At 55.9% G+C, this 19,193-nt stretch carries 7 protein-coding genes; 4 read left to right on the forward strand and 3 right to left on the reverse strand.

Annotated elements, in window-relative coordinates; genetic code table 11:
- Positions 1–38 precede the first annotated feature (38 nt).
- Complete coding sequence (locus KI612_RS08085) at positions 39–1,091, reverse strand: extracellular catalytic domain type 2 short-chain-length polyhydroxyalkanoate depolymerase (protein WP_226443303.1); 1,053 nt, start codon at positions 1,089–1,091, stop codon at positions 39–41.
- Between the two features lie 145 nt (positions 1,092–1,236).
- On the opposite strand from KI612_RS08085, the gene KI612_RS08090 reads away from it, so the two are divergent.
- From KI612_RS08090 to KI612_RS08105, 4 genes are all read left to right on the forward strand, one after another.
- A complete protein-coding gene (locus KI612_RS08090; RefSeq protein WP_226443304.1) occupies positions 1,237–2,160 on the forward strand; it encodes a DUF808 domain-containing protein in 924 nt (307 codons plus the stop codon).
- Entirely contained in the window at positions 2,157–3,200 is a 1,044-nt protein-coding gene (locus tag KI612_RS08095) for a serine endopeptidase (protein ID WP_226443305.1), read from the forward strand. Before KI612_RS08090 ends, KI612_RS08095 begins: the two co-directional genes overlap by 4 nt.
- A gap of 70 nt (positions 3,201–3,270) precedes the next feature.
- Positions 3,271–4,362: an FUSC family protein gene (locus KI612_RS08100; RefSeq protein ID WP_226443306.1), complete on the forward strand. Its 1,092-nt coding sequence runs from the start codon at positions 3,271–3,273 to the stop codon at positions 4,360–4,362.
- Positions 4,363–4,690: 328 nt separating this feature from the next.
- Entirely contained in the window at positions 4,691–5,152 is a 462-nt protein-coding gene (locus KI612_RS08105; protein ID WP_226443307.1) for a hypothetical protein, read from the forward strand.
- An 854-nt stretch (positions 5,153–6,006) separates the two neighbouring features.
- Here the strand turns inward: KI612_RS08105 and KI612_RS08110 are convergent.
- Positions 6,007–7,368: an HlyD family type I secretion periplasmic adaptor subunit gene (locus KI612_RS08110; protein ID WP_226443308.1), complete on the reverse strand. Its 1,362-nt coding sequence runs from the start codon at positions 7,366–7,368 to the stop codon at positions 6,007–6,009.
- A 77-nt stretch (positions 7,369–7,445) separates the two neighbouring features.
- Complete coding sequence (locus KI612_RS08125; protein WP_319002999.1) at positions 7,446–19,166, reverse strand: calcium-binding protein; 11,721 nt, start codon at positions 19,164–19,166, stop codon at positions 7,446–7,448.
- Positions 19,167–19,193: the final 27 nt, after the last annotated feature.

Consider the following 19,193-nt stretch of genomic DNA (forward strand, 5'->3'; position numbering starts at 1 on the left):
CGCCTGGCGCAGCGGTCGACCGGATTCGGGGGCGGATTTTACCGTTTTGCGGCCTTGCCGAGTGCGTCGATCATCGCCTTGACGGCTCGCGGCTGCACGCCGTCGCGCGTGTGATAGTCGGCGCCGGTATAGCCCCACCAGTCCCAGCAGCCTTTCGGGTTGAGCACCCATTTGCTGGAACCGAAGGCAAAACCGTTGCGCGTCGCCGTTTGCGGGTAGAGCACGATCAGGCGATTGCTCGCCGCCCAGTGGTTGTAGCCGGCGCCCTCGATGAAGCGGCGGCCGACTTCGCCGACATTCTGGCGGCAGCCGTGGAAGGCGACATGCACGCGGCAACCGCCGGCCTGACAGGTCTTGGGCACGAAGGCATAGCCTTCCTCGGCCAGGCTGGCATCGGCGGCGCTGCCGTCGATGAAGGGGCGCTGGTCGAAGGCGATCAGCTCACCGTCGCTGGCCGTGGTGGACGGCTGCAAGGGGCCGAGCAGGTGAGTCAGCAACTGGCCGGCGGCGTCGAAATCCTGGCAGCGGTTGATGAAGGGCGGATTCGAGGTATTGCAGGCATTGGGCTGCGTATCGGCCACCGACGGCATGGCGTGGCCGGCGTCGGCCAGCTTGACGTAGCGCAGCGCGCCTTCCGGCAGCACTTCGCGATAGAAGGCGGCCAGCGTATCGACCACGGCGGGCGCGACGGTCTTGTCGGCGCTGCCCGAGAACAGCCAGACGCGGTCATCGCGCAGGTTCTTCACCGGGTCGATCTTGCCGGCGGCCGCGAGCTTTTCCATGGTTTTGAGGGTGTCGACCGGTGCGGGCGGGGCATCCTTGCCGGTCGGCTCCATGCAATTGGCGAGCGCCCGGCCGACCGCGCCTTCGGCACAGTAATAGGGACCGGCCGCGAGTACGCCGGCGCCGCGCACCAGGCTGGAATAGGCGACCTCGAACTGCACGGCCATGTAGCCGCCGGAGGAAATGCCGGACACGGTGACGCCGGCGACGTTGGCGCCCAGGCTGGGCAGGGGCGGTGCGGCCAGAACACCGGTGGCGGCAAGCAGCAAAACAAGGGCGCCGGCAGGGCGCAGCGGGAGGAATTTCATGGCGTTGCGGACTCCGTGGCAGGCGTGGGCGGATGTCTATCCGGGCGGCGGCAGGATAACAGATGCCGGCCCGCCCGGCGGTCGACGTCTGGCGAACGGCATTTTTCTTTAGAATGGCGGCTTCGCCATCAACCGAATGCCCCTCATGGCCGGAGCCAGCCTGCTTGCCCTGTTAGACGACATTGCCACCATCCTCGACGATGTCGCGGTGATGACCAAGGTCGCTGCCCAGAAAACCGCCGGTGTACTCGGCGACGATCTGGCACTCAATGCCGAGCAGGTGTCCGGCGTGCGCGCCGAGCGCGAGCTGCCCGTGGTCTGGGCGGTGGCGGTCGGTTCGCTGAAGAACAAGGCAATCCTGGTGCCGGCGGCGCTGGCGATCAGCACCTTCATCCCGTGGGCGGTCATGCCGCTGCTGATGATCGGCGGTTTCTACCTGTGCCTCGAAGGCGTCGAGAAACTCGCCCACAAATGGCTGCACAGCCCGGCCGAGGATCATGCCCATCACGCCGAGGAACTGGCTGCGGTGGCCGACGAAAACATCGATCTGGCCGCTTTCGAGGCGGACAAGATCAAGGGCGCGATCCGCACCGACTTCGTACTCTCGGCCGAAATTATCGTCATCGCGCTCGGCACCGTCGCCGGTCAGCCCTTTGCGGCGCAACTGGCGGTGCTGGTCGGCATCGCGCTGATCATGACGGTCGGCGTTTATGGTTTTGTCGCCGGCATCGTCAAGATGGACGATCTCGGCATGCACCTGCTGACCAAGCCGGGCAGCCTGCGCCAGACCGTCGGCAAGGGCCTGTTGCTGACCGCGCCGAAACTGATGAAGGCGCTGACCGTGATCGGCACAGCCGCGATGTTCCTGGTCGGTGGCGGCATCCTGGCGCATGGCGTCGAGCCGTTGCATCACTTCATCGAACACATCGGCGAAGTGGTCGGCCTGTTCGGTGGCGTCGTCGCTGCCTTGCTCAATGCGCTGGTCGGCGTTGCCGGCGGGGCGCTGGCGCTCGCCGTGGTCAGCGTGGGCGGCAAGCTGACCGCAGTTTTCAAGGGGCAAAAAGCATGAGCAAGGCACTGCGTCTGTCGGAAAAGTGGTTCCGTTTCGGCCTCTGGCTGGTTGCCTTCGTCTTCGCCAGCTTCCTGATCGGCCTGGGTGGGACGGTCGTGGAAAACCTGCCGCAGGTCGAGCATCACTACACGCTGGAAGATTTCATCGACCGCGACGCCGCCAATGCCGCGCGCGCCGCCATCCGGTCGACACAGGAAACACGGCAAAATGCCGACGAGAAAATGGCGCAGGCGCAACTGCGCCTCAACACCGCCCGCGCCGATGCGGCGACGGCGCGCGACACCTTCAACAACTGGCTGGCGACGCGCCACGTCACGCAACGCCCGGAGCAGGACCCGGAACTGCTCGCCCGCACGCGCCAGCTCGACGGCCTCAAGGCAGCCGAGCGGCAGGCACTGAACGGCGTCGAGGCGCAGCAGCAGATCCTGCTCGATGCGCAGCAGGCCGAAGCGCACGCCCAGCGCGACTTGCGCGAGCTGGAACGTGCCGCCACAGAGCAGCTATCGACCGAATTGCGCAGCCAGGAATTGCGCGTCTTCGGTTATCGCCTGCTGCTGACGCTGCCCCTGCTCGGCATCGCCGGCTGGCTGTTCGCCAAGAAGCGGCAGAGCACCTACTGGCCGTTTGTCTGGGGCTTCATCTACTTCGCGCTGTTCGCCTTCTTTGTCGAGCTGGTGCCTTACCTGCCAAGCTACGGCGGCTATGTGCGCTACGTGGTCGGCATCGTCATCACCGTGCTGGTCGGGCGCTCGGCGATCATCGCGCTGAACCGCTACCTCGAGCGCCAGAAGCAGGCCGAGTCCATGCCCGATGTCGAGCGGCGCAAGGAGCTGTCCTACGACACGGCGCTCGCCCGCCTCGCCAAGAAAGTCTGCCCCGGCTGCGAGCGCCCGGTCGACCTGGCCAATACGGCGATCGACTATTGCCCGCATTGCGGCATCTGCCTGTTCGATCACTGCGGCAAGTGCGAGCAGCGCAAGAGCGCCTTTGCGCGCTTCTGCCACGCCTGTGGCGCCGCGGCGAGAGCCGCCGAATAAGCACCGGCGGTCGGCTGGCAGCAGCCGGACTGGCCGCCTGTCACAGCAACTTCATTCGAAACGGGACCGCATGTACCGGCAAGCAGGGCGCAGATTACTGGCGCTGATCAAGGCAGATCTGCAGCATTTGACGACCATCCAGTCGTCCGACCGGCGCTGGCAGCTGCCGCTCTATGCGGCGCTGGCCTCGGGGCTGCCGCTGCTGGTCGGTGCCTGGTTCGGGCATCTCGATTACGGGCTGATCTCGTCGCTGGGCGGGCTGGTCTTCCTCTATACGCCGAACACGCCGCTCGGGCATCGCATGGTGCAACTGATGGCGAGCGCCTTCGGCATGATCGCCTGCTATACCTTCGGCGTGCTCAGCCATTTTTTCCCGCCGCTGATCGTGCTGGTGCTCAGTGGCCTCGCCATCCTGGTCAGCATGCTCTGCCGCTACTATCGTATGAACCCGCCGGGCAGCCTGTTTTTCATCATGGCCGCCTCGATCGGCGCCTATACGCCGGTCGATATTCTCCTGGTGCCGCTGCAGGTCGGTTTGCTGACCATGGGTGCCTTGCTCGCCTGCATGATTGCCTTTTTCTACAGCATTCACTCGCTGCGCTACCTGCCGCCCCAGCCGGTTGAGCCCTTGCCACCGGCCAGCTTTGATTTTGTCGTTTTTGACTCGGTGGTGATCGGCGCCTTTGTCGGCATTTCACTGCTGCTCGCGCAACTCCTGCAGCTGCCGCGCCCTTACTGGGTGCCGGTCAGTTGCCTGGCGGTCATCCAGGGCATGAACATGCGCGCCGTCTGGACGCGCCAGGTGCACCGCATGGCCGGCACCGTGCTCGGCCTGCTGCTCGCCTGGGCGCTGCTGCAACTGCCGCTCAATCCGTGGAGCGTTTCGCTGATGATGATGCTGCTCTCCTTCGTCATCGAAACCCTGATCGTGCGCCATTACGGCCTGGCGGTGATCTTCATCACGCCGCTCACCATCCTGCTCGCCGAAGCCGTCCAGCTCGGCCACGGCTCGCCCGAAGCCACCGTGCTCGCCCGCCTGATCGACACCTTGCTCGGCTGCCTGGTCGGCATCGCCGGCGGCGCCTGCCTGCACAGCCCGCGTTTCCGGGCCGTGGTGGGGGGCTGGATGCGGCGGCTGATTCCGGAGCGGTTGGTTTCTTGAGGGGCGATATTTGGCTCGGGTCCGGAAAAAATCGAGCTTGGCCCCTTTAACTCCCGAGGCTTGAACAATCGACACCCAAGTGTGAGCTCAACCTCTTTCTGGTGAGCTCCAACCCTTCGAATCAGCACCCAGCTGTGCCCGAACCGCATCAATCGAACACCTTGGTTCATGCCATGCGATTGACTTCAAACCGCCGCTCCTTACAATCCCCATAACCATCGCCCGTCCGGCGGTCCAGTCCAACGAGGTTTATCCGCCGATATGACTTCCTGCTCTCTTCAAACTCGTCCGCGTCGGCGGATAAACGCTATTCGTTAGGGCTTATCAGATGACAAATCACACTTGGTTTTCTCTGCTCCTTGTTTTTTGTCTTGGGGTATCTGGCGTATCTCAAGCAGCACAAGAAATGCCATGTGTTCCTGATGGCGAATGCAGCGACCCGTGCATTTATTTCTCAGACAAGGTTGTCCTTATCGATACCAACGATGGCGCGAAGATTAAGTATCAAGGGGAGGTCAGAAATCTTGACTTTGTTTCATCGAAAGACATACGCAAGCGCTATCCTCTCTTTGAGATTCCAGGAGACATACAGGTTAGAAGTTTCAGCGCCGGGAAACTAAAAGTAACAGCTCGATACAAAGTTGAGGACACCAGTTGTGCGGAGAAAACTGCCAAGGGAAAGTGGGTGCAACGTGAAACTTGCTGCTGGACAGAACAATCCGTGGAATTAACAATTCACGGCCCCCGGGGAAAAGAAGAGTTTTCGACCAACTGGCGTAGCGGATGCTGAGCCCTAACCTCTCGGTCGAGGCGCGGCTTCGCCGCTGGGAGGATGGTCAAGCTGCGCTTTCACAGCGCCCCTCACCTACACGTTCCTGAACGTCCGCTTTTCCAAACACTCAACTTCCGCTTTAAGTTAAATCGAGCCTGGCCCCTTTAATTACTGCGCCTGATCGACACCTTGCTCGGCTGCCTGGTCGGCATCGCCGGCGGCGCCTGCCTGCACAGCCCGCGTTTCCGGGCCGTGGTGGGGGGCTGGATGCGGCGGCTGATTCCGGAGCGGTTGCTTTCTTGAGGGGCGATATTTGGCTCGGGTCCGGAAAAAATCGAGCCTGGCCCCTTTGATCGGCCCCTTTGATCCTTTGATCCCGATGGAGGAATCCCCTGTTCCGCTACGCTCCACAGGGGATTCCTCCATCACAAAGACAAGGTCAGAGGCAACGGCAACATCCAAATCAAAGGCAAAACCGGAGCAGCGCCGTCCAGCTGCGAGTGAAGTCGAATGTGCTGCTTAAACTGACGGCATTACTGTCTTGATGCGTATTCCGAAGAAAACCGACATCCATTCCGATCTGGGGTAGGCCTCTGATTCCGCTGCAAACCCTGCCAGTCATTCCACTCGAAACCTTGCCAGGTATTCCGATCTCCCCGGCCACCTGGGACGCTTCTCTTGACTCAATAGGTTCGTGCGAAGGGAGCGTCCGTGCCCTGATCGATTACGGCATTGATCGCGGGGCTGCGGGTGAGGTTTTCGCTATCTAAATAAACGTGGTTTTCCCCACAAAGACAGCCTGGGCTCGGATCGGCGAAGCCGAACGAGCCAGGAGGCAAGCGGAGCGCGGCAGAGTTTATTCCTTGGGCAAACTACCGTTCCCGCCCCGCCTCATGCCAGGCTTTCCTGACGGGCGAGAGTAAATACTCCATCACCGTCCGATCACCCAGGCGAATCTCGGCATTCGTCTGCATCCCGGCCGAGAGCACAAAACGTTCACCGTCCATTTCGAGATTCAGGCGCTTGAGGGCGACCAGTGCTTTATAGACCAGCGGCTGGTTTTTCTTGGCCGGATCGGTCTGGCTGTTGCCGTTGCCTGTATTGTTGTCCGCCGCATCGGCGCTGACATGCTCGACCGTGCCTTCCACCATGCCGTATTTCTGGAACGGGAACGCCGCAAATTTCAGCTTTACTGGCTGGCCTTGCCGCACGAAACCGATGTCTTCATTACTGACCCAGACTTCGGCGCGAAGCGTCTCATTCTGGGGGACCAAGGTCAGCAGTACCGTGCCAGGCTGCACCACGGTACCGACGGTGTGGGTCGCCAGATCTTTCACTACGCCATCTTGCGGTGCCTTGAGTTCAAGTAGTTCCTGCTTGTGAGCTTGTTTGGTGACTTCCTGAGCCAACTTATCGAACTGCCCCTGAATATCATTGCGGTCGGCATGCAGTTGCCGGCGATAGTCAGAATCGATCTGAGCCAGGCGTTTTTCCGATTGAAGAATGCTGGCGCGAGCTGACTCGATCAGGAAAGCCTGAGTTTGAAGTTCCTGCTCTTTCTCGACGCGCTCCCGCCTTTTGTCACTGCCCATCAACGAGCCGGCAAAGCCATCCTTAACGAGCTTCTCGTAGGCTTTGTCCTGGTCGCGGTAATGCGGCAGGGTTTCCTCAAGTTTGTGTTTGACTTGCTCTGCCGCTGCCAATTCCTGTTTGGCCTTGATCAAACGCGAACGTTCTTCTGCCAATGCAGCTTCAAAGGAAGCACGGTTGGCACGATACTGGGCATTGATTTCCTGGGTCAAATCCAGCGGATCGTTGGCTTCGCTCTTAAACGGGACACCCGAGAGTTCCGCCTGAATTCGGCGCAACGCCAAGCGCTTGCGTTGATAGTCGGCCTCGATGGACTTTGTGTCGGCTTCGCTGATCAGCGTATCCATGCGCATCAAGACCTGACCAGCTTTCACGCTTTGCCCTTCCTTGACCAGGATTTCCTTGACGATGCCGGACTCGGAGGGCTGGACGATTTTGACGTAACTTTCTGGGATCAGCTTGCCTTCGGCTACTGCAACAATATCGAGGCGCCCCAAAATGGCCCAGAGCAGCAGGGCTAACAACATTACCAGTAATACCCAGAGCACCTTTCGTCCCAAAGGATTCGGAGACGTCGCCTGCAGACGCAACAAGGGCGGGGAAAAATCAATGGCCTGGGCATCAGCCGGAAACAGGGATTTCATTAAGTGTTTTCTGAGAAGAAGGAAACCGGGAGAGGCTGGCCTCTCCCGGTACAACGGTCATTCAAGACAAATACACCTTACGACAAACGCGCCGATCCGGTTTGCAACCCGGCGAGTGGCGAAAGCGTTTGTGCTGAAGACCCCAAAGCCGTATCCGACAAGGTGTTCAATGCCGCTGTCGCGCCAATCCCGGCCAATGTCCCATTCTTGCCGTACTGGTAGGCAATATCTCCGCCCAGTGCAGCTGAATCGGAGCCAGCCAACTGGAAGTTGGTTAATGCATTGGTCAACGCCCAACTGGTTAGACTGGTGTTGGCTGCGCGCGCAGTATCAAAGGCGCCCACCAGGCCAGCAAAGTTGAACTCCTCGACTTTCTGATCCTTCAGCGGGTCACTGCCACCTGCTGTAAAGCCGGCCATGGCCTCGGCGATGACTTGCAGGTTTGCTACGGGCTTAGAGGGTGTCGTGACATACCAGTTCTTAAAGGTGATCTGGTCGCTGGTACCGATCTTCAGTACGAGGTCATTCGTGGCCTTGCTGAACGACAAATCAGCATAGCTGATGCCGCCGCCCAGCGAGATCGTGTCGCTCCCCGTGCCACCTGTGGCAAAGGTATCCTGCCCATCGCCCTTGTTGAACAGAATGATGTCGTTACCTGCCGCCGTGGTATAGGTGTCGTTGCCCAGACCGCCGAGATAAATCTCAGCACCAGTGCCGCCAGTAATACTGTCGTCACCAGCGCCACCATTGAACAAGGCCGTTCCAGAAGTATCAGTCAGGATATCGTTGCCGGCACCACCTTCAAGAATGTCATTACCGGCACCGCCGTTCAGTGTATTGACTGCCGAATTGCCCCGCACTAGGTTGTTCAGCGCGTTGCCGGTACCGTTAATCGCCGTCGTACCACTCAGGAACAAGGCCTCAGCATTGGCAGCCAGCGTCAGCGTAATGGTGCTATTAACGATATCAAAGCCTTCGTTAGCATTTTCGGTAACAATATCAGACGCGTTGTCGATAAAGTAGGTGTCGTCACCCAACCCGCCAAGCAACTTGTCGGCGCCGGTTCCTCCGTCGAGCGTGTCGTTGCCGGCACCGCCGGTCAGCGTATTGACTCCGCTATTGCCGATCAGCACGTTGTCCAGGGCGTTACCCGTGCCGTTGATGGCGGTCGTACCGGTCAGGGTCAGGTTCTCGACATTGGTGGCCAGTGTGTAGGTGACACTGGATTGGACCAGGTCGGTACCTTCGCTTACGGCTTCGGTCGCAACATCTGCCGTGTTATCTACGACATAGGTGTCGTTACCGGCACCACCATCCAGCGTGTTATTGCCAGCATTTCCGGTCAGCACATTGTTCAAGGCATTACCGGTGCCGTTGATCGCGGTCGTGCCGGTCAAGGTCAGATTCTCGACGTTGGTAGCCAGCGCATAGGTCACGGAGGCTTGGACCAGATCGGTACCTTCGCTGGCGCTCTCGGTCACGACATCCGCCGTGTTATCTACGACGTAGATGTCATTACCGACTCTACCAACCAAAGTGTCGGCCCCGGCACCACCATCCAGCGTGTTATTGCCAGCATTTCCGGTCAGCACATTGTTCAAGGCATTACCGGTGCCGTTGATCGCGGTCGTGCCGGTCAAGGTCAGATTCTCGACGTTGGCAGCCAACGTGTAGGTCACGCTGGCTTGGACCAGATCGGTACCTTCGCTGGCGCTCTCGGTCACGACATCCGCCGTGTTATCTACGACGTAGATGTCATTACCGACTCTACCAACCAAAGTGTCGGCCCCGGCACCACCATCCAGCGTGTTATTGCCAGCATTTCCGGTCAGCACATTGTTCAAGGCATTACCGGTGCCGTTGATCGCAGCCGTGCCAGTCAGGGTCAGATTCTCGACGTTGGCAGCCAGCGTGTAGGTCACGCTGGCTTGGACCAGATCGGTACCTTCGCTGGCGCTCTCGGTCACGACATCCGCCGTGTTATCTACGACGTAGATGTCATTACCGACTCTACCAACCAAAGTGTCGGCCCCGGCACCACCATCCAGCGTGTTATTGCCAGCATTTCCGGACAACACATTGTTCAAGGCATTACCGGTGCCGTTGATCGCAGCCGTGCCAGTCAGGGTCAGATTCTCGACGTTGGCAGCCAGCGTGTAGGTCACGCTGGCTTGGACCAGATCGGTACCTTCGCTGGCGCTCTCGGTCACGACATCCGCCGTGTTATCTACGACGTAGATGTCATTACCGACTCTACCAACCAAAGTGTCGGCCCCGGCACCACCATCCAGCGTGTTATTGCCAGCATTTCCGGTCAGCACATTGTTCAAGGCATTACCGGTGCCGTTGATCGCAGCCGTGCCAGTCAGGGTCAGATTCTCGACGTTGGCAGCCAGCGTGTAGGTCACGCTGGCTTGGACCAGATCGGTACCTTCGCTGGCGCTCTCGGTCACGACATCCGCCGTGTTATCTACGACGTAGATGTCATTACCGACTCTACCAACCAAAGTGTCGGCCCCGGCACCACCATCCAGCGTGTTATTGCCAGCATTTCCGGTCAGCACATTGTTCAAGGCATTACCGGTGCCGTTGATCGCAGCCGTGCCAGTCAGGGTCAGGTTCTCGACGTTGGCGGCCAGCGCATAGGTCACGCTGGCTTGAACCAGATCGGTGCCTTCGCTGGCGTTCTCGGTCACGACATCGGACGCGTTGTCCACGAAATAGCTATCATCCCCTAAGCCACCAACCAAGATATCTGCACCAGCCACTCCATCAAGTGTGTCATTGCCAGAGCCTCCGGTCAGCGTGTTATTGGCAGCATTTCCGGTCAGCACATTGTTCAAAGCATTACCGGTGCCGTTGATCGCGGTCGTGCCGGTCAAGGTCAGGTTCTCGACGTTGGCGGCCAGCGCGTAGGTCACGCTCGACTGGACCAGATCGGTACCTTCGCTGGCGTTCTCGGTCACGACATCCGCCGTGTTATCCACCACGTAGGTGTCATTACCGATTCCACCAACCAAGGTGTCGGCCCCGGCACCGCCGTCAAGCGTGTTATTGCCAGCATTTCCGGTCAATGCGTTGTTCAAAGCATTACCGGTGCCGTTGATCGCAGTCGTGCCAGTCAGGGTCAGGTTCTCGATGTTGGCGGCCAGCGCATAGGTCACGCTGGCTTGAACCAGATCGGTGCCTTCGCTGGCGTTCTCGGTCACGACATCGGACGCGTTGTCCACGAAATAGCTATCATCCCCTAAGCCACCAACCAAGATATCTGCACCAGCCACTCCATCAAGTGTGTCATTGCCAGAGCCTCCGGTCAGCGTGTTATTGCCAGCATTTCCGGTTAGCACATTGTTCAAGGCATTACCGGTGCCATTGATCGCGGCTATACCGGTCAAGGTCAGGTTCTCGACATTCGCCGCCAGCGTGTAGGTGATGCTGGCCTGAACCAGGTCGCTGCCTTCGCTGGCGTTCTCGGTCACGACATCGGACGCGTTGTCGACGAAATAGCTATCATCCCCTAAGCCACCAACCAAGATATCTGCACCAGCCCCTCCGTCAAGTGTGTCATTACCCACGCCACCTGTCAGCGTGTTATTTCCTGCGTTTCCGGTCAGCACATTGTTCAAGGCATTACCGGTGCCGTTGATCGCGGTCGTGCCAGTCAAGGTCAGGTTCTCGACGTTGGCGGCCAGCGTGTAGGTCACGCTCGACTGGATAAGGTCGGTACCTTCGCTGGCGTTCTCGGTCACGACATCCGCCGTGTTATCTACGACGTAGGTGTCGTTACCGGCACCGCCAACCAAAGTGTCGGCCCCGGCTCCACCGTCCAGCGTATTATTGCCAGCATTTCCGGTCAGCACATTGTTCAAGGCATTACCGGTGCCGTTAATCGCGGTCGTGCCGGTCAAGGTCAGATTCTCGACGTTGGCAGCCAGCGCATAGGTCACACTCGACTGAACCAGATCGGTGCCTTCGCTGGCGTTCTCGGTCACGACATCGGACGCGTTGTCGACGAAATAGCTATCATCCCCTAAGCTACCAACCAAGATATCTGCACCAGCCCCTCCGTCAAGTGTGTCATTACCCACGCCACCTGTCAGCGTGTTATTTCCTGCGTTTCCGGTCAGCACATTGTTCAAGGCATTACCGGTGCCGTTGATCGCGGTCGTGCCAGTCAAGGTCAGGTTCTCGACGTTGGCGGCCAGCGTGTAGGTCACGCTCGACTGGATAAGGTCGGTACCTTCGCTGGCGTTCTCGGTCACGACATCCGCCGTGTTATCTACGACGTAGGTGTCGTTACCGGCACCGCCAACCAAAGTGTCGGCCCCGGCACCACCGTCCAGCTTGTTATTGCCAGCATTTCCGGTCAGCACATTGTTCAAGGTATTACCGGTGCCGTTGATCGCGGTCGTACCGGTCAAGGTCAGGTTCTCGATGTTGGCGGCCAGCGTATAGGTCACGCTCGACTGGACAAGGTCGGTGCCTTCGCTGGCATTTTCGGTCACGACATCTGCCGTGTTATCTACGACATAGGTGTCGTTACCGGTACTGCCAACCAAAGTGTCGGCCCCGGCACCACCGTCCAGCTTGTTATTGCCAGCATTTCCGGTCAGCACATTGTTCAAGGCATTACCGGTGCCGTTGATCGTCAGCGCACCGGTCAAGGTCAGATTCTCGACGTTGGCAGCCAGCGTATAGGTCACGCTCGACTGGACAAGGTCGGTGCCTTCGCTGGCATTTTCGGTCACGACATCTGCCGTGTTATCTACGACATAGGTGTCATTACCGACTCCACCAACCAAGGTGTCGGCCCCGGCGCCACCATCCAGCGTGTTATTGCCAGCATTTCCGGTTAGCACATTGTTCAAGGCATTACCGGTGCCATTGATCGCGGCTATACCGGTCAAGGTCAGGTTCTCGACATTCGCCGCCAGCGTGTAGGTGATGCTGGCCTGAACCAGATCGCTGCCTTCGCTGGCGTTCTCGGTCACGACATCGGACGCGTTGTCGACGAAATAGCTATCATCCCCTAAGCCACCAACCAAGATATCTGCACCAGCCCCTCCGTCAAGTGTGTCATTACCCACGCCACCTGTCAGCGTGTTATTTCCTGCGTTTCCGGTCAGCACATTGTTCAAGGCATTGCCTGTGCCATTAATTGCGGTCGTGCCAGTCAAGGTCAGGCTCTCAACGTTGGCAGCCAACGTGTAGGTCACGCTCGACAGGACAAGGTCGGTACCTTCACTGGCGTTCTCGGTCACGACATCCGCCGTGTTATCCACCACGTAGGTGTCGTTACCGGCACCGCCGATCATGGTGTCAGCTCCGGTTCCTCCGTTCAGGGTGTCGTTACCCACTCCGCCGATCAGAACGTCATTGCTCGCGGTACCCAGTAGAGTCAGGCTGGAACCTGTGATGCTTTGGCTCTTGATCCCAAAATTGGTGTCGTTCAATTGCGTGCTAATTGCCACATCTGTCATGGAGGACAGGTTGCCTGATTTACCATATTGGTAAGCCATGGCACCACCGAGTGCCTGGGTATCTGAACCACCTAGGCTAAATTCAGATAAATGAGGTGCCAATTGCCATTTTGTAACCGTCGGATCTGCGACAAGCGCAGCTTCGAACTGGCTGACCAAACTGACAAAATCAAATTGCTGGATACGTTTAGCCAATAACGGATCAGTTGCGCTGGCACTATAACCAGGCATTGTTTCGACGATCAACTGAAGAACCTTGACGGGCGTAGAAGAGGGGCCTGATGAGTTGAAAAAACCCAGCAAGCTATTGAATTTTATGCTGTCGCCGTTGCCAAGATCGAGTACCAGCGTGCTCCCCGACTTGGAAAAAGCTAAATCAGCGTAAGTAATGCCTCCGCCTAACGAAACCGCGCTTTGTGGCACGGAAGGAGTGGATGAATTTATGCAGGCATCCTGGCCATCCCCGCGGTTGAACAGTAGGACATCATTTCCTCTCTCGGCAACGAGAATGCTGTCTGTACCCGTGCCGCCGATAATTAAATCGTTGCTACCCGTAGATTGAATCGTGTCGTTGCCTGCTCCACCATCAAATAGGTCGCTCGCACTATCATCGGTAACGAGATCGGCATAAAGCGTATCCGCTCCATCGCCACCATAGAGCAGATCGGCTCCGCCATCACCCAAGAGCACATCATCCCCGCTGCCTCCTCTCAAAGAATCATTGCCTGCGCCACCGGAAACCAAATCGTTTCCACCCAGTGCATCAATAACATCGCTTCCTGGTGTGCCTAAGATGTAATTAACGCCTTCCGAAGGCGGTGTCGCAAGCATCGAGTTCAAGTTGCTTACGCCCCAGGTTGTACCATTGGCAAAGATGACTTTCTCGACTTTGTAACTATCGTGAAGAAGCCATGATTTCAAGGTCACGACATCCGTTGTGCCAATGATAGATAGCAGTAAATCTCCTGAGGAATTGAAACTAACAGTGACATCCGTCGGCAAAATATTGGCCCCAAGACGAAGTACATCGGTATTGCTGAGTGTTTGATCTACGTCGTAGATCGAATCCTGCCCAGAGCCTCGACCGAATAGATAGGCATCATTTCCATTCCCGCCCCGCAAGATGTCATTGCCAGCCCCACCGTCCAAGGTGTCATTGCCAGAATCGCCGTATAAGGTATCGATTCCACTTGTTCCAATGATCGGAATAGCTGCAATCTGAGACTGCAAGAACGCCTCATTCCATGTCGTTCCATCGGCAAAGGTTACGCGCTCAATACGACCGCCACTCCCGTTGTCCTGATTCCAGCTTGAGATTTTTATTTGGTCGCCACTACCGTTGATACTGAGAAGCAGGGCATCACCACTACGTGAGAAACTTATATCACTAGATGAAATACCGGAACCAAAGCTGATGGTATCGATATTGCCTGCCGTTTTGTCGATGTCAATGATGGAATCCTGTCCATCGCCACGATTAAACAGATAAGTATCATTCCCGACACGTCCATATAAGACATCGTTTCCCGCTTTACCATCCAAAACATTGCTTCCGTCATCCCCATATAAGGTATCGTTACCGCCCGTTCCCATGACAGGGATTGCTGACACTAAAGCCTGCAAATATGCAGCATTCCAAATAGTGCCATTAGCATACTCCACGCGTTCAATTTTACGATAGTCCCCATCAAACCAACTCTTGACAGTAATTTGATCACTGGTGTTATTGATCTTAAAGACTAGGCTCGTACCGCTCCGGACAATCGTTATATCGCTCGCAGCGATCCCGGCGCCAAAACGAATGGTGTCCAAATTACCGATAGTGACATCAAAGTCGTCAATCGTATCCTGCCCACCCCCCTGATTGAACAGGTAAACATCATTTCCCTCTCGACCAATCAATGTGTCACTACCTGTACTGCCATTAAAAATATCGTTTCCGACATCCCCATATAGCGTGTCATTGCCAATTGTTCCCATAATGGGCAATGCTGACACCAAACCCTGTAGATATGCTTTATCCCAGCTTGTGCCATCGGCAAAAGCTACTCGCTCAAGACGATAACAGGAATCCTCTCGCCAAGACTGCACGGTCAATTGATCATTAGTGCCTTGAATCCTCATTACCAAATTCGAGCCCCTGCACTCCAGGGAAATATTGCTTGCAGTAATTCCAGCCCCAAATTGGAGGGTGTCCAGATTTCCCACTCTCGAATCAGCATCGTAAATCGTGTCTTGTCCATCACCTAGGTTAAACAGATAGACATCGTTCCCCTTACTACCTTGCAGAACATCATTGCCCCCCCCTCCATTCAGTGTATCGTTACCATCACTGCCATAGAGGTTGTCATTTCCCTCAAGCCCTCGAAGGGTTGCATTTTCACCTGACCAAGCTTGCAGTGTGTCACTGCCGGCACTACCGATAAGAGGCACTCCGGCAATTTGCGCCTGCAAAAAGGCTGCATCCAACGTGGTCCCATTAACAAATTCGAGGCGTTCGATCCAACTGTTCGCCCCGTATCCCCAACTCCCGATTTTGATTTGATCGCTCGTTCCCTTGATCCCCAAAACCATATCTTTGCCGCTACGTACAAAAGTGATATCGCTTGGTGCAATTCCGGCTCCGAAACGGATGGTATCCAAATTTCCTTGTGTAGCATCGGCATCGTAAAGCGTGTCCTGCCCACCGCCCAGATTAAAGAGGTAGATATCGTTACCCACCCCCCCTTGCAGGGAGTCGTTGCCAGTCCCTCCGTCTAGAACATCGTTACCGAGACCACCGCTTAAAGTGTCATTTCCCCCCATTCCTTGGAGGGTGGCGTTTTCATCTGCCCATGCTTGCAGCGTATCGTTACCGATAGTGCCGACGACCGGTAGCCCGATAATTTTTGACTGCAATAAAGCGGCATCGAAAACAGTGCCATTGGCAAACTCAACACGCTCAATATGGTAGGAATCCCCCATTCCCCAGTTCTGTATTTTTACCTGATCGCCCGTTCCCTTAACTCCCAGAAGCATATCTCTGCCACTACGCCCAACGGTGATGTCACCTGGCGTAATCCCCGTACCAAATTGGAGAATATCCAAGTTACCCACGGTGGAATCAGAATCGTAAATCGTGTCCTGACCGCCACCAAGGTTAAACAGGTAAGTGTCGTTGCCAGTACCGCCCTGCAGAGTATCATTCCCTGCTCCTCCATCTAGGATGTTATTCCCGATATCACCCTCCAGGACATCGTTGCCATTAGTCCCTATAGTCAGGGTGGTCGTTGCACGTGCCTCTAAATATGCCGTATCCCAGATTGAGCCATCGGTAAATGTCACGCGCTCAATATGGTATGGATCTTCATCGCTATCGCCCCAATCGCCTATCGACAACTGATCGTTGGTGCCTTTAATGCCGAGTACAAGATTATTATTACTTCGCGCAAACGTGATATCGCTCGGAGCAATTCCAGCGCCAAAACGGACTGTATCAATATTGCCCTTTGTCGAATCATTGTCATAAATCGTATCTTGCCCATAACCCAAATTAAACAGGTAGATGTCATTGCCGAGAGCGCCGCGCAAGATGTCTCGCCCAGCACCGCCGTCAAGAATGTCGTTGCCATTGAAACCAATAAGTATATCGTCTCCGGTTTTTCCCTGAAGACTGGCGTTTTCATTGGCCCAAGCAATTAGCGTATCGGCGCTATCCGTACCCACCACGGGCATGCCAATCATTTGAGCCTGCAATTGCGCCGCACTCCACTTCGTGCCGTCACTGAAATCGATACGCTCAATACTGTAATTGTCGCCCCCACCAAAATTCTGCAGAGTCAACTGATCAGTAGAGCCGTTAATTTTTAATACCAAATCGTAGCCACTACGCACCACGATAATGTCGCTAGGTGCTATTCCTGCGCCAAATCGAACAATGTCAAGATTGGCGACTGTCGAGTCTCTGTCGAAGATGATGTCCTGACCGCCACCACGGTTAAATTGGTAGACATCGTTACCTGTACCCCCCTGCAGACTATCGTTGCCAGCTCCACCATCTAGGTAATCGCTCCCCTCATTGCCGTATAAACTATCATTCCCTCCATACCCATACAAAGCATCGTTATCACTACCCCCTTTCAGCTTATTGTCATTGATATCGCCTATCAAATCGTTGGCTCCAATCTTGGTTAACAAACCAGTGAAACCACTGTCAAGAGGATTACCTTTGGAACGTAGTGCATCAAGCACTTGCAATCCGATTTCTCCTGTTGATCTAAGCGTATCGCCAAATTCATTGATAATGACGGAGTTATTGATTGGGTCGGCGTCATAAAGTTGATGGAGCATAGTGACGGTATTGCTGACATCACGCTCAATTTTTTTGGCGGTTGAATTCCAGACTATCCCTACACTATCGTATAGGGATTTGAAGTGGGTCTGCGCCATGAGTTCGGCATAGACATAATCACACAAGTTGCCAAAAATATCCGCCAGGGACTCCGCTGCAACGGGTCCCGCACCACCTGGGAAATAGCCTGATTCTTGGACATAGCCTTCTCCCAGAAATGCCTCAATGGCATATAGCTGTCGCGCATCCTTCATATAGCCGCGACTGTCTGGCGCCATATTTTCCGCTCCTGTCCAGGCAAAAATAATTTGGGCGGTAAGTTCTTTGCGGGCAGCACTATCCTTTTGCGTAACGAATTGGGCGACCAGACTTCTTAGATGCCCACTGCTGTCACGCATCATGGCCTGGTGGAGATCGTAAACCTGACCATAACCTCGTGCATTCGGCTGGGCAGCGATATCAATAGAGACCACTTGTTGATCTTCTGCTATCGTGAATGTGCTATCTACTTGAAACCAGATATCCTCAGCCACAGCCTTGCTGCCATCGGTACGGGTGTAACTGCCGGCTAACTGGTGAATGTTGCCTTGTGCATCGGTGCTACCGAGGGTGTTGTAAGCGATATCAAGCGATTGCACCCCCACCTGAGTTAAGGTTAGCAATTCCGTTGCCTGACTCACACCATCGCTGTTCGCATCTTTCCAGATACACAGTTTGGCGAAGACACTATCTTTATTGTCTATTTTTCCGTCGTGGTTGTTATCCAGTTCAGACAGCGCAGCATAGCCATTTGGCGCTTTTTTGCCATTTTCCAGTATTGTTTCTGATCCAAATAGTTCCGCACCGGAACCAATCCGGCCATCTCCATTACGGTCATAAACCAGAAGACCATCGTCAGGAGCTGCCCAGCCGGTACTTTCGGCAAATCCGTCTCCCGCATGGTCGAAGTAGGTACGTGCCTCAGCCCCGACGGTTTCGACACCATCGCCATCAAGATCAAGAATGATCGGAGAAATAACTTTTTCTGCGGCCCCAAAATCCTTTTTTATTTTTTTCATCGGATCATCCGGTTCCTCATCTAGATGAATACCCAATTCATCATTGCTAAACCCTTCGATTACCAGAGGATCGTTAATCTCCAGACGATTACCCCTCAATGCATAGGTATTTCCGATGTTGTCCGTCCAGACGACTTCCCCCTCTTTGCGCTTAGCCAGGGTGAGTTGCTTATTATTGAGGTAGACAGTGCCTTGACCGTCCGAATCGCGGATGGTATCGCCGTTATCGGCGTAATAGGTATCGAAGCCGTCACCTCCTTCGAGGGTGTCGCCGCCAGCACCATCGTTGCCATAGAGGATGTCGGCATCAGCACCACCGAGCAGGATATCGGCCCCAGAGCCGCCAACGAGTATGTCTTTGCCGGCACCACCAGCCAAAATATCGGCCAGTGAACTCCCCGTCACAGTGTCCGAGTTGGCCCCACCCAACATGAAGACTCGTTCTGTTCCACCCGTTGAAGCCATGCCGGAAGTACCGGCCTGGATATACCAGTCTTTGATACTGGGTAGTTCCGCAAGAATTTCATTTAGCTCGTTACCACTAAAATTATTTTGCAAATAGGTCAGAAAATAAGCCGTATAACCTTTGGCTTGATTCAAAGAGGCGGAGACATCTCCACGGTCAAAGTGGATTCCTCCGCTAATTTCAGTAAAAAGTGTTTTGTGTACATCCGTCGCATTCGGGCTCTCGTAATACATTTGCATGGCAAATGCCGTCAGCGCTTTGCTAACGTTGCTATCTGCCAACGACAAACCACCATCTTTGGCAATTTTCCAGAGATCACGGGTGAAGCGGGTGAGCATGGCATCCGCCTTCGCTCCGCCGGGAGCGTTGCCTGCCTCGTGGCGAACAAGGCGTTCGAGGAAGTTTTCGTGCTCCGTATTCGCTATGCTGGTATCAAAGGCGTACAGGTTCTTATCGAACACCATCTTCAATAGATCGGGCAGCTTGAAGGT

The organism is Quatrionicoccus australiensis (genome assembly GCF_020510525.1).
Taxonomy (GTDB): domain Bacteria; phylum Pseudomonadota; class Gammaproteobacteria; order Burkholderiales; family Rhodocyclaceae; genus Azonexus; species Azonexus australiensis_B.

Bases quoted from the DNA above. Each gene is read 5' to 3' on its own strand.
- KI612_RS08085 (WP_226443303.1), bottom strand. From the start codon at position 1,091: ATGAAATTCCTCCCGCTGCGCCCTGCCGGCGCCCTTGTTTTGCTGCTT.
- KI612_RS08110 (WP_226443308.1), bottom strand. From the start codon at position 7,368: ATGAAATCCCTGTTTCCGGCTGATGCCCAGGCCATTGATTTTTCCCCG.
- KI612_RS08105 (WP_226443307.1), top strand. From the start codon at position 4,691: ATGACAAATCACACTTGGTTTTCTCTGCTCCTTGTTTTTTGTCTTGGG.
- KI612_RS08090 (WP_226443304.1), top strand. From the start codon at position 1,237: ATGGCCGGAGCCAGCCTGCTTGCCCTGTTAGACGACATTGCCACCATC.
- KI612_RS08100 (WP_226443306.1), top strand. From the start codon at position 3,271: ATGTACCGGCAAGCAGGGCGCAGATTACTGGCGCTGATCAAGGCAGAT.
- KI612_RS08095 (WP_226443305.1), top strand. From the start codon at position 2,157: ATGAGCAAGGCACTGCGTCTGTCGGAAAAGTGGTTCCGTTTCGGCCTC.
- KI612_RS08125 (WP_319002999.1), bottom strand. From the start codon at position 19,166: ATGGTGTTCGATAAGAACCTGTACGCCTTTGATACCAGCATAGCGAAT.